At 46.3% G+C, this 13866-nt stretch carries 4 protein-coding genes; all 4 read left to right on the top strand.

Annotation, left to right across the window (positions count from 1 at the left end; genetic code table 11):
* The first annotated feature begins 2 nt into the window (after window positions 1–2).
* From BLU98_RS15490 to BLU98_RS15475, 4 genes are read left to right on the top strand one after another with little or no spacing between them, the layout of a single operon-like run.
* Window positions 3–3002 carry a baseplate wedge protein gene (locus tag BLU98_RS15490; protein WP_092726474.1) on the top strand — a complete coding sequence of 1000 codons (3000 nt, stop codon included), beginning with the start codon at window positions 3–5 and terminating at the stop codon, window positions 3000–3002.
* An 11-nt stretch (window positions 3003–3013) separates the two neighbouring features.
* Complete coding sequence (locus tag BLU98_RS15485; RefSeq protein WP_092726472.1) at window positions 3014–7255, top strand: PKD domain-containing protein; 4242 nt, start codon at window positions 3014–3016, stop codon at window positions 7253–7255.
* Between the two features lie 2 nt (window positions 7256–7257).
* Window positions 7258–8745 carry a contractile injection system tape measure protein gene (locus BLU98_RS15480; protein ID WP_092726470.1) on the top strand — a complete coding sequence of 496 codons (1488 nt, stop codon included), beginning with the start codon at window positions 7258–7260 and terminating at the stop codon, window positions 8743–8745.
* Window positions 8746–8762: 17 nt separating this feature from the next.
* Window positions 8763–13853: an eCIS core domain-containing protein gene (locus BLU98_RS15475; RefSeq protein WP_092726467.1), complete on the top strand. Its 5091-nt coding sequence runs from the start codon at window positions 8763–8765 to the stop codon at window positions 13851–13853.
* Window positions 13854–13866 lie beyond the last annotated feature (13 nt).

Here is a 13866-nt window from a genome sequence, read left to right as displayed (position 1 = left end):
ACATGGCAGATTACACTACCATAGCAAAGAACCCAACACTTGAGCCAGGCCAGGACTACCGGCTGCTGCGCCAAGTGGGACTAGACTATATTGAATCGCTGGGCAGTCAATACTGGACAGATTACAATATCCACGACCCGGGCATTACCATACTCGAACTACTCTCCTATGCCATTACCGACCTGGGTTATCGCACCGCTTTGAACATCAAAGACCTGCTGGCGCCACCGCCGGGCGAAAAAATGGATCCTGCCGAACAGGCTTTCTTTACAGCGCGGGAGATATTAACGGTGAATCCCTGGACAGTAGCCGATTACAGAAAACTGCTCATCGATATTCCCGGCATCAAGAACGCCTGGCTGCAATGCATGTGTTGCCCGTGCGATGATATGTTTCTCTATGCCAACTGTAAAAAAAGTGCATTGCAATATGCCGCCACCGAGCATACCATCATTATAAAAGGCATGTACGATGTGCAATTGGAATTTGAAGATGACCTTGTACTGGGCGATCTCAACAGTGGCAAAATATTGTATCCATTCAATATCGCGGCAAACAATGGAACGGCTACTATTGAAATGCGGTTGCCTTCCTACAAGGCGTTGATGAAAGACGCGGCTACTAAAACATTCCTCCTGGCATTGCAACACGAAGCGGGAATGACCATCCATGTACAATTCATTTCGGGCAACAAGAAAGACAACCTGAACATTCCGCAGGCCGATCTGTACAAAGGGTTGCGCAATCCTTTGTATGCAACGTTTACCATCATCAATGGTGGCAAATCGATGGTGATGCGGGATATTCCTTTCACCGTATGGTTGAACAGCGATGCTGATGGCAAAGTGCTGACCGTTACCGATTTGCAAAATGCCATCAGTGATGCTACCAGCCAGGGCATCCTGAGAAAATACATTGCTAAAATAGTATTGGCCGATACTGCATTACAGCAGGCTACCAATGCTTTACAGGCACATCGTAACCTCTGCGAAGATTTTTGCAGCATCGATGCCGTTGAAACGGAAGACATTGCCATCTGCGCCGATCTCGATGTAACGCCAGATGCCGATATTGAGAAGATACTGGCCGAAGCCTATTACCAGATAGACCAATATTTCAGTCCGGATATACAATTCTTTTCCCTCAAGGAAATGCTCGCTGCGGGCTACGCAGTGGATACCATCTTCAATGGCCCTCCCCTCGGCAGCGGGTTTATTAAAGACGACCAATTAGCGTCTACCCAATTGAAAAAATCATTGTATGCATCTGATATCATTGCCATATTGATGAATATCCCCGGCGTGCTGGCTGTAAGGAACCTGATCTTGTCGCCTTACGATAAAGATGGCAACCGGTTAAAAGGAGAACAATGGGTACTACCCGTAGATAAAGGATACCAGCCGCGTTTGTATCTGACAGGCTCCAAGTTCCTGGTATTTAAAAATGGACTTCCCTTTTTACCCGATAAACTGGAATTGCAGGATACGTTGAAAGTGATAGAAGGCCATCACCAGCGGCCGAAATTTGCAATTGGCGATAATGACTTACCTGTACCTCCGGGTCATTATTATGAGTTGGGAGATTATTACCCGTTGCAATATTCACTGCCCGCCACCTATGGTGTGGGTTACCGGCAATTACCGGTCAACGTTTCTTTGCAACGCAAGGCGCAAGCCCAGCAACTCAAAGCTTACCTGTTGTTCTTTGAACAGTTATTGCTGAATTATCTTGAACAGTTGCGTCATGTAAGTGATCTTTTTTCTGTAGACCACCAGGTAAGCCGTACTTATTTCTCTAAAACGATCGGCACCAGCCTGGTAGACGGCATCGATGAAATATACACCATTGATGCTGCGAACTTACAAGCGCTCTCGGAAACCGAACCCGTTTTCCTCAACAGGCGCAACCGTTTCCTCGACCACCTGATGGCCAGGTTCGGCGAACAGTTCAACGATTATGCGCTGATGTTGTATTCTTATACCGATAATAAAAAGATCGCCGACAAAATACTCATCAATGATAAGATCGCTTTCATTGAACGAATACCTGTTACCGGCAGCAACAGGGCAAGAGCCTATAACTATAAAGACGCGGGCAATATCTGCACCGATAACAATATAGCCGGATTGAAGAAAAGAATACAACAATTATTGGGTATCAAAGAGCTGGACGATTATATTGTTTTTGCCGAAGAAACCGATGCGCAGGGAAAAATAACCAGCCGGAAATGGCAACTCGAAGATGAGAACGGACTGGTGTATTTAATTGGCAAAACCGATTACAGCAGCGACTCCCGGGAAGATGCCGTAAATAAAGCCAAAAAAGAAATCAATTCCTTCATCGGTTATCTCACAGATAAGAACAGTTACGATGTGCGAAAAAGCAAGCAGTGGGTACTTACGCTGCTGAACGGCAAAAAAGAACCCATCGCAGAGAACCCCACCCCTTTCAGCAAAAAGGCCGATGGCGTAGCATATATCGATACTACCGTTGCTTTTGTGAACGATCTGTTGCTGGCAGAGAAAATACTGGTTGTTGAACATCTGTTGTTACGTCCACGGAACAAGCCCGGTAAAGACTTCCCCCAAGGCGATCCCTTATTGTCAATCTGTATTCCACCCGATTGCAAACTCTGCGGCGAGGAAGACCCTTATTCTTTCCGCCTCACCATTGTAATGAACGGAGAGAAAGGACTGGCCAACTCCGGCATCGAATTCAGGCGGTTTGCAGAAACCACCATCCGCATGGAAATACCCGCGCACCTGGGATTGAAGATATGCTGGGTAACAGGTAAGCAGTTGGATCAATTTGAAAAACTGTATTGCGCCTGGCAGAAAGCACTGGCAAAAGCAGCGCCCGACGCAAAAGACCTGCACCAGCAACTGAAAGACCTGTTGGATGAATTCTCCCATTTAAAGAGCGTCTACCCCAAAGCCACGCTTCATGATTGTATTGATGGAGATGATCAGAACCGTGTTTATTTAAACCAGACCATCATTTAAACGAAATAGTTATGCAGCAAACGCAATTCAACTATCCGGAATTTGTACCCGACCAATTGCTCACCTCCGGCAACCTGAATGAGCTGTTTGGTTACCTGGAAGAGCAGGAAAGGATCACCAGGACCAACCTGCTGGGTATTGGTATTGTATGCGGACTGGAAGCGAGAACAAATACTTCAGGTACCGAATTAACCATTACCAAAGGCTGCGGCGTCACATCAGACGGATACCTGGTTTCTTTTCCGGAAACCACGTACACGCAATACAAAGCCTATGATCCGGTCAAACAAAAATACTACGAGCGTTTTGTAGACATAAAGCCCGATGATAAGAGCAAGAAACTGTTCGACCTGGACGAGCTGGTGGAATCGGCTGTAGCAGAGAAAACCACATCGCTTACAGCTGCTTACCTGGCCGATAAGGTAGTGTTGTTATACGTGGAGTTGCTGGAAGAGAACGCCAAGAACTGCAATCCCAATTCCTGCGACGACAAAGGGAAAGAAGTCACCATTACGTTCAAACCCCTGCTAGTTATCAAAGCCGTGGCAGATAAATGGCTTAGCCAGCAAGCATCGGGAAGCACACCTGCTGCTTATCTCGCCCTGCCCATATTAAAGATGCACCGGTTCAATATCATTGCTACCCAGTTGCGATCATCGGGGCAAGTGCTGGAAGAGTACCGTAAAATACTCACCCCTGCTTTTATCGGCAGCATGCAAAATGCGTTTATTGAAACCTACAAATTATTATCGCCACTGGTGAAAGATTTGTATGGCACGAACCCTTTTGCCAAATTCTCGCAAGAGTTTGCCTTTTTGTATACAACCATCAATCAAACAGAAGCGATCAACCTGCAATACTATTACGACCTGTTTTCCGATCTGGTGTTGGCTTATGAAGAACTCAGGGAAACAGGTATGGAGATCATCAGCATGTGTTCACCCGATCACAACCTGTTCCGTTTACATTTATTGCTCGACCTCGCCATTCACGATGCAGGCGCCATTTCCAGTCAATACAGAACTTACTTCATCCCCTCTCCGATTCTCGGTTGTCATTGCAAACAAACCGTTCGTCTGCGATGGTTGTTCAAAAGAATGGTATTGATGCTGCAGAACTTTTTCATCTCTTTATCTGCAAAAGGCGGTTTTGGCGCTTCCTGGAAACTGGAATATGAAATGCTGGTGAAAAGAAGCATCCATACCTCCATACGCATTACACCCAGCAGGCTGGGTAATATAGAACTGGCAGAAAAATCTATTCCCTTTTATTATCAGGTGGCACAGGGCAAGGATAAGTTATACGAAGCATGGAGCCTGGAACTCAGCCAGGAAAGCAGCGCCCGGGAGATACTTTCTTATCATGCAGATGAATATGCGAACGATGACTATACGAAAAACCCTTTGCGTTACGACCTGGAGCCTTACAATTTTTTGCGAATAGAAGGACATATCGGGCAGCCTTACAAGACTGCACTGAGAACCATCCTGGGTATTCGTAACCAGTATCGTCTTCCCTTCGATGTGATTGCTTTGAGTGCCGATATCAATTCATTGAAAACCTCGCTGGAATCATTGGGTAAGATGGATACCGTATCGAAACTCATTGAACAATACGCAGAGCAATTACAGTGCGATTGTGAATTCCAGGACCTGGAAGCTCTGTACGATACTTTATCGGCCGAGCTTACCTGCACCTTATGTAAGGAAGCAAAATATTACTACGACATCAGTATTACAAAAGCCGCAGCAGACGTGCAACCGGCTGCGCCCAAATTCCCGCTCCTGAAAAAATGCGACCCCACTTTCAAAGTGAAGCCCGGTACCCTGGGTTATGAGTTTGAACAATACTATGCCCGTACGGCAAGAATATCAGCGGCAGAGTATATGATGTACAGTTACGATAACAGGGCGATGTATGAGAATGCATACACACAATATTTTGCTTTGTTGCTGAGCATGGGTAAACTGGTCGATACACTCACGCTTACGCTGGGAACTTTCAACCAGGCACATTTCGATACGGCGTATACTGCAATGCTTGCTACCGCTGAAAGGATCAGGGTACAGATCACCAATGCAGCAGGCGCCCTTTCTGCAGAAAGAGCCCAGACATTGGTGCACATCGATCAACTGATTGCTGTTTGCATACAGAAACAAATAGACACTTTATACAGGGATTACCTGTTGCGATGGGTATATGTGATGATGCTCCAGAAGTTCGGCTATTTCATCCAATCACACCCTGGCATTCAACACAAAGCCGGTGTTCCGGTTGGGGGCACTTTCATCCTGGTTTATCATGAAAAGCCTATTGGGTACACGCCAATAGATATTGCAAAAGGAGAAGTGATGTTGGCAGAAAACGCCGGCATGCGAACCGCTGTTGAAAAAAAATATTCTGTTGCTACGCATATAAAAGATTTGCTGGGCAATATTCCCATGGGATCGAGGTATATAGGAGGCAGCCGCAACATATACAAGACGCCGGTAAAAACGATAGAGAAAGAGCCGGTTGAAATGGCTCCGGATGAATTCAAGATCGCCACCGAAAAGCAACTGGAAGCCTTGCATACCTTGCTCGACACTACGCATGAAAAAGAAATCGACCTCGACAAAGTATTATCAAACCTGGCCAATTATACGGTGATTGCAGATTTTTATCTTCCTTACCTCTGTTGCTCAGATTGTCCGCCTGTGTTGTTTACTGTAAACGAACTGGTTGTTCAACCGAAAATAAATATTACACCCACTACTTTCTGTTCGGGTGACAGCAAAACCTATCCCATCGATAGCTCTCCAGCAGGTGGTGAAGTAACAGGCGAAGGTGTTACAAAAGACAACAATAACAAATACGGCTTTACTCCCAACGCCATTAAATTGGCTCCGGCAGATAAAGAGAAGCATATTACACTCACGTATACCATCAATGAACAAACGGTCACAATAGCCGTAGATGTGTTCCAGCAACCGGTTGCCGCTTTTGATGTGAAGATAAATGGCACCAGCGCCAGCTTCATTAATAAGTCTTCTGCCTTTGCCGATAAATGGATCTGGGATTTCGGTAACGGCAAAACAGCTACGGAAAAAGAACCGGTCTTCAATTTTGGAACAGACGGCGATTATAATGTAAGTCTTATTGCAGTCAACGGCGCCTGCAATTCAGAGAAAGTCACTAAAAAAGTAACCATTACCACGCCCGATCTTACCATCACGATTCCCAAAAACAGCTTCTGTGCAAATGATAAGCCGGTAGAAGTAACCGGTACGCCTGCAGGTGGAACGGTTAGTGGAGAAGGTATTACAAAGGATACCGCCGGTAAATTCATGTTCAATCCAGCCAATGTACTCTTGCAGGGAGCAGACCAGAAAAAACTAACGTTAACCTACGCAACTGCCGGTAAATCAAAAGGAACGGATGTAACCGTTTATGCAGAACCCAAAGCAAGTTTTGCTGTTACCAATGGCTCCACTCCTTCTCTGAAACTGTTCAGGAATACTTCTGTACCTGCTACCGGAACTGTGGCGTGGAATTTCGGCGATGGCAAAACTTCCAACGAAGCCAATCCTTCACATGATTTCCAGAAAGAAGGATCTTATACCGTATCACTTACTGTTTCAAATGGCTCCTGTGCCGCTACGGCTACGCAAACAGTTAAGATCGTGCTGCCTGTTGTAAAAACTTGTTATACGCTGAATAATGCGATCACTGCATTCAATACTTTGAATACAACAGAGAATGCGCGCCTGCTAGATCAGGCAACACAGAAAGCCTTTACCACAGCCATTGTGCCCTTCTTTAAAGACCTGAAAGGAATAGATGCAATGGGCGCACCCGATAAACAATTGAAAGCCTTTCAGCAAATGAATACGGTAACTTCCATGACCAACTGGATACGGATGTTGGTGATACCTTATTTGGAACTTACGAACAGCAGGCTGCAGAATATGGAACTGGCAAGGATACTGACAGACATCGCTTTCTATATCGCCTGCATACAGCCGGCAGATATGGATAAAGCACAAGTGCTTACCAATACTTATTTCACACAACTCAATGAGTACCTGGGCAGGGTAAATGCAGTCGCCAGGCAGTTTACAGCCGATCAGAAAAAACAGTTGCAACCGGAATTCAACCTCTTCCTGAATGATGTGAAGGCAGAAGAGGAAAGAGTAACCACCAATAAAGAAACCACCGTTAAACCATTGTACACGCATATCCTGGCAGGATATATACCACTATTGAGTATTTAACCATGCATGCAGGCAAACATATCATCGGGAAACAGTTCCTCGACATCACATATAACGGTAACACCGATGGTATTGCTTTGCAGCGAACAACGGAAAACATGTTGCGCAAGGAATTATTGCCGCAGTTGGAGGCATTATTCGACCGTTATAGTCCAGATGATGAAATAATCTCTATCGACCGGTTGGCGTTGGAGTTCACACTTGATGCCAATGATATGGAAAACAACCTGGCACAACGGATCATCGAGGGACTCAACGAAGCACTTGCCAGAAAAATAAAGAATAAAAGTGCGCGGCCAACACCTGCATCGAAATTCGTACAACTGCTGATCTTCTATCTCCGGAACGGATACCTGCCTTGGTGGAGCCATTTTACCGGAACAGGAAACTGGCATTCCTTTGTGTTGGAAAACCTTTCCGCTTCTTTACCGGCATACGAAAAAGCGCAATTGCAGGCAGTCATACAGGAAACACAGGCACGTCAAAGAGTGGCCGTACAGTTCCATGAAACGTATTTCTGGGAATTCATCAATATACTGTCTGGTTCACAAACAATATTCAACGCATGGTATAATGATTTGCAGCATATCACCGAATGGATAGCACGTACAGATCAGCAACAATCATTTCGCGTTAATATCCGGTTATCTATATTGCAGTTCCTCTCTACTCCTTCGGGAGGAAGCAGCCAGTCACCTAATGCAATGAGCGAACAGTTGGCGAAAATAGTAAAAGCGCAATTGGAAGAAGTATTACCAAAAGGCACCCTTCACAAAGAAACAGGTACGCTGAAACTACTTATTGATGAACTAAACAACAAGGATTTTAAAGCACTTATGACACAAGAACTGCGCAGGGAAAAAACAACATCATCCGGGTCAACATCTCAACAGGCAACTAATGCAGACAAGACGGAAACCGATACACAGCAAAAAGAACAACCTCCTGCCGCTGTCAATGCAACGCAGGATAATCAGCCTGTGCTATCCGAAGCTGACACCATTTACATCAACAATGCCGGTTTGGTAATCGTAGCGCCCTATCTTGGGCGATTTTTCGATAAGCTCGGATTGTTGAATGATAACCAGATCAATAATGTGTCCAGGGCCATCACCCTGTTACAACATATCGTTACTGGTGAAAATGAGTTCGAAGAGTTTGAAGTGGTATTACCCAAACTCTTATGCGGCTTGAAGCCACAAGACCCCATTCCTCAGAAATACCAGCTTACAACAGCCGATAAGGAAGCTGCAGCTGAATTGTTGCAGGCGGTGATTACCAACTGGCAGGTATTGAAAAACACTTCAGTTGCAGGCTTGCGTGAATCCTTCCTGCAAAGGGAAGGCAAGCTGCAAATGGCAGGCGATCAATGGCGTCTGAAAGTACAAACATCATCTTACGATATGCTATTGGATTATCTGCCCTGGAATATTAAAATGATCAAATTAGCCTGGATGCAATCGTTGCTGGTGGTGGAATGGAATGACTGATAAACTGTGTTGATCGTATGTTCTCAACTGCTGAAAAAACATCAAAGACCGCGTCATCAGCTCCTAAACAAGGAGCTGGCGGTAGTTTTTTCAGGAAAGCGGAAGCGCCTTCTTTTTTCAACGGTGGAAGTTTCATACAACCAAAATTATCTGTTAGCAGTCCGGATGACCCACAGGAAAAAGAAGCCGATGCCGTAGCAGACCATGTGATGCGCGCACCCGATACGGCAACACCTCAACTGAAACAGGAAGACAACGAAGTACAGCGAAAAACAGCGGCAGACGACGATAAAAAAGAACTGCATCCCAAACTGGAAACACCGGCTATAACAGCCATACAATGTAAGGAAGAAGAAGGTACTACTTCCGATGCTGAAGTGATACAAACCGCTTTACTGCAAAGACACGGCCGCGCACCGCCAACTCCCGTAACAGGTTTTGAACAACAACTGACCCACTCCAAAGGAGGAGGCAGCGCTTTGCCCGGCTCTACCCGCCAGTTCATGGAAACCAGGTTTGGCGCCGACTTCGGCGGAGTACGCATTCATACCGGCGCCGTAGCAGAATCGCTGAGCAGTAATATACAGGCACAGGCATTCACACACGGTAACGATATTTATTTCAATGCCGGCAAATATGCACCCGATACAGGGGCAGGCGGTTTGTTGCTTGCTCATGAATTAACGCATACCATCCAACAAGGCGCCAGCAAATCCGTTGCATCCAACGCGCATCCTGTTGCGCGCAAACCCATCTTACAACGAACAGCGTCTGACCGGCCTGTTCCTTCACAATTGAATAATGCCGTAGCCAAAGCCAAATCGGAAGTAGGTAAAGTGAATGCCGATAAAGAAGGGGCTGATGGTTACCGTACCGGTTGGGAAAGGCTGGTAGAATATTTCAAAACAACATTGGGCGCCGATAAAGTATTGCCGCAAGGCGCTGCCATGGTGCAGGGTGCCGTTGCGGAACAGGATATAAAGAAACAAAGAAGGGTTAATGGACTGCCGCCCGCTAATCCACGCCCTGCGAGCGGACCTTATCAAAGAGATGCCATGCCCAGTTGGTGTGGCATATTTGTGTTCTGGTCGCTCCACAAAGGCGGCGTGCCCCTGAAGCCCTGGATACTGGGCGGTCATAATATAGACCTGAATGCCGCCTACCCTCCCGGCTACCACCCGAAAGCAGGTGATATTGCCTATCGAAATGCATTCTCACATTATGCCATTGTTGAAAAATCAAACGGCGATACCGTTACAACCGTTAACGGCAATACGGCCGGTGAAGATAATCTTGGCGGGCAGGTACAGGTAAAAGATCATCCCCTTGCCAATTGGACAGGCTTCTTCGATCCATTGATGATAAAGAACGGAGAACTGGGTGCAGGCGAACAGGCCGCAGAAAGCAAACCCAAAACATTGCGCGAACTGCGGCAGGAATTATTCCATGTAAACAGAAAAATGCAGGACGGCCCCGAGCCTGAAAGAGAGATGACCGAAGAAGTACACCTGCAAGCCAAACAGGAACCGCTGAGTAACTGGCAGGTGAATGAGAGTGGCCGGTTAACACATGCACCACCTGTGGTTCAACCTGCCGCTGTGCAGGCGAAAGAAGAACCGTTACAACAGAAAGACGAAGAACACAAAGAGGAAGAAGAAAAACACACGCCTGTTCCGGTGCAGTTGAAAACAGCAGCACCCAAACTACAACGCTCCTGGTTGAGTGATGCATGGTCAACCGTATCGAACGCTGTGGGCGATCTTGTATCGCAAGGACTCGAAGCCGGTAAACGCATCCTGTTAAGAGAGGCACGCGATTTTGCGATGGCCATACCGGGTTATCGCGCATTGCGGGTGGTATTGGGTGAAGACCCTATTACCAATGAAGTAGTAGAAAGGAACGGACATAATTTTATAGAAGCGGCATTCGACATTATGCCGGGTGGCCGGTTATTGCACCATAAACTGGAAGAATTGGGTGCACTCACCGATGCGGAAGCTTGGGTAGATCAGCAGATAGCCAACCTCGTGTCTGTTGTACACCGCATTGTTACCAGTATTGAAAACTTCTGGTCAAGCTTGTCATTGGACGACCTGGGCAGTCCGCAACGCGTATTTGAACGCATTGGCAATATTATCCACGACACTATCAGCAGCATTGTGCGTTTTGCCGAGAACGCCGCAAGCGAATTACTTTCTATTGTCAAGCGCTTCCTGTTGAACCAACTGGTTTCCTTTGTACGCAATCATACAACAGCCTACCCCTTGCTCTGTGTGATACTGGGTGAAGACCCCATCACACACCAGCAGGTAGCGAAGAATGGAACGAATATCCTCAATGCATTACTGGAACTGGGTGGCGAAGAAGGAAGAGAGCATAGGCGGCAGATGCAGGATACCGGTACTTTCCAAAGGATCGCAGCATGGATCGATCGTGGCATAACGGTATTCAGTAATGCGTATGAACAGATACGAGCAGGTATTGCATTGATCTGGGATTTTGTGTCCATCGAGAGCCTCATGCATCCCATCGATACCTTCAATCGTATCTACAACATATTCGCACCGCCGATACAACAGGTATGGAATTTCGTGCGCGATACAGCAGTGGTGATATTGCGTTTCATCAAAGAAGTATTGTTGCGCAGGTTGTCGAACTGGGCAAGAACAGTGCGCGGATACCAGTTGCTCACCGTGATCATTGGCAAAGATCCGTTCACCGATGAAGTCGTTCCGCGCACGATGGAAAACATCATCCGTGGTTTCATGAGCCTGATGGAAGGCGGACTGGAACAGTTCAACCAGTTGAAAGAATCAGGCGCCATCGACAGAACCACGCAACGCATCAATGCGGCGGTTGACCGGCTCAACATGACGCCTGCCGGAATTGTACAACTGTTCATCAATCTCTGGCATTCCATGAGCCTGAACGATCTCATCCACCCGATCGATGCTTTCAGGCGCATCGTGGCTACATTCGGAGAGCCCATCGGCCGGCTCGTTGCTTTTGTGGTAGAGATTGTGAAGATCGTGGTGGAAGTGATATTGCAGGTGATGAATTTCCCCACCGACCTCATCAGCAATATCATCACCAAAGCCATGCAGGCTTTTGAAATGATCAAGCGCGATCCGGTAGGGTTCCTCAAAAACCTGCTGCGCGCCATCAAGCAAGGATTCACACAGTTCTTCAATAATATCCTCAGGCATTTGTTGAATGGACTCACGGGCTGGTTGATGAGCGAGTTACGTGACGCGAATGTGCCCGCGCCGCAAGACTTCTCCCTGCGGGGCATCATCAGTTGGGTATTGCAGGTATTGGGATTGAGCATGGAAACCATCTGGCAGAAATTATCGGAACATCCGCGGATAGGACCACAACGTGTAGCGCGCATACGCAGCATGATCAATACGCTGGAAGGCATCTGGACTTTCATCAGAGATGTACAGGAAAGAGGCATTGCCGCCATCTGGGATAAGATACAGGAGCAATTGAGTAACCTGTGGAATACCATATTGGATGCTGTGAAGAATTGGATCATGGAGCAGATCGTAAACCGTGTGGTAACCAGGTTGCTGAGTATGCTGGACCCTACGGGTATCATGGCTGTGATCAACAGCGCGATTGCTTTGTACAGAGCTGTACAATCCTTCATCCGTTACCTGCGAGAAATGCTTACAGTGGTGAATTCATTCGTAGAAGGCGTAGTGGAAATAGCGAGTGGCAATACAAGGCGTGCGGCAGACTTCCTGGAAAACAGTCTCGACAGGGCCATGCCCATCGTCATAGGCTTCCTTGCTAACCAAGTGGGCTTAAGTGGTGTGGGACGCCGCATTGCTGAACTCATAGGCGCTGCAAGACAATTGGTTGACAGGGCTGTGACCTGGTTGGTGAACCGGGCTGTGGATACAGGCTTCGCTTTATTCGACCGATTGATGGCTGCGGGAAGAAGTGCGGTAGCAGCAGTGCTTGATTGGTTGGGATTCAGGGAAAGATTTGCTACGGATAGTGGAACAAATCATACCATATATATAAGAGATTCCGGGCAAGCACCAACACTGATTATTGAAAGTTCTCCTGTGGACGTTGCTACATTCTTTAACCAACAGGAAGCGGCTATTACTGCGTCATCAACTATGACTACCACAGATAAGAATACTAAACTAGGAAAGATCACACATGGAAGGAATTTACTCCAAGGATTGCAAACATTAATGAATAGCGCCAAAGCAGCAAACAACTCAAATCCGAGGATTCCGCAAATGATTGTAGAAATCATTGGCGTTATAAAGGAAATTGAACCAGGTGGTACACAAGAAATGGTTCCCGCTGCCGAATTCAATCCCGGATTCTTAAATGCTAAAGCCAGTTCATTTTCTGCAAGATATGTTTACAGAGGTGGTACAACAGCTGCTGGGGTTGCCATACCTAAAAACCATGCTGATGGAACCGAACCATCGGATGCGAATTTGGTAGACGCATGGAGGATATTAACAGGATTGCAGTTAAGTAGTAGGTGGGTAAGGTTCCATATACTGAACCGAGAAGTAGGTGGTATTGCCGCCGACTCTAATTTAATTCCTACACCTACTTTGATCAACAATGAGTACAAGGATGCTTTGGAAACCGATTTGAAAGGATATTACAATTCGGGCCTGCCCGTTTGGCTACGGGCTTCAATAACTTACAGGCCTATTTATAATTCTTTGTTCCCGAATAGATATTCAGCACAAGCCGGGGCAATGAAATATCAAAATAATCAATGGGTTGAGGACCCTACCAAACAAAAAACGTTTAATGTTAGTATTGACCCGCCTGAAAATGCAGGCTTTAATATTAATCTGGTCTTAACTGATGCTGATGCCCAGTATTTCATTGTAAATATGTCGACTGTAACAAGAGATATGATTGATGTTTTAAGAGCAAGAAGGCCAGCAAGCGGTTATACATATTATCGTCAAATGGAAAGAGCACTTGCATCCGAAGTTTTTGGAACTGACGTTCTATCTTTTGATCCGGAAGTTATTAGTGCGCTGAGTCCTACCCAGGCACAATCGAACAGAATAAATGCATATAGAAGAGGATTGTCAAGTGTAAATTGGATTTTCTAAATAAATTTTAAAT

The sequence above is a fragment of the Hydrobacter penzbergensis genome (assembly GCF_900106985.1).
In the GTDB taxonomy this organism is placed as follows: domain Bacteria; phylum Bacteroidota; class Bacteroidia; order Chitinophagales; family Chitinophagaceae; genus Sediminibacterium; species Sediminibacterium magnilacihabitans.
This window is presented reverse-complemented; position numbering and strand designations above follow the sequence as displayed.

Coding starts and splice junctions, on each gene's coding strand:
- BLU98_RS15490 (WP_092726474.1), top strand. CDS start 3: ATGGCAGATTACACTACCATAGCAAAGAACCCAACACTTGAGCCAGGC.
- BLU98_RS15485 (WP_092726472.1), top strand. CDS start 3,014: ATGCAGCAAACGCAATTCAACTATCCGGAATTTGTACCCGACCAATTG.
- BLU98_RS15480 (WP_092726470.1), top strand. CDS start 7,258: ATGCATGCAGGCAAACATATCATCGGGAAACAGTTCCTCGACATCACA.
- BLU98_RS15475 (WP_092726467.1), top strand. CDS start 8,763: ATGTTCTCAACTGCTGAAAAAACATCAAAGACCGCGTCATCAGCTCCT.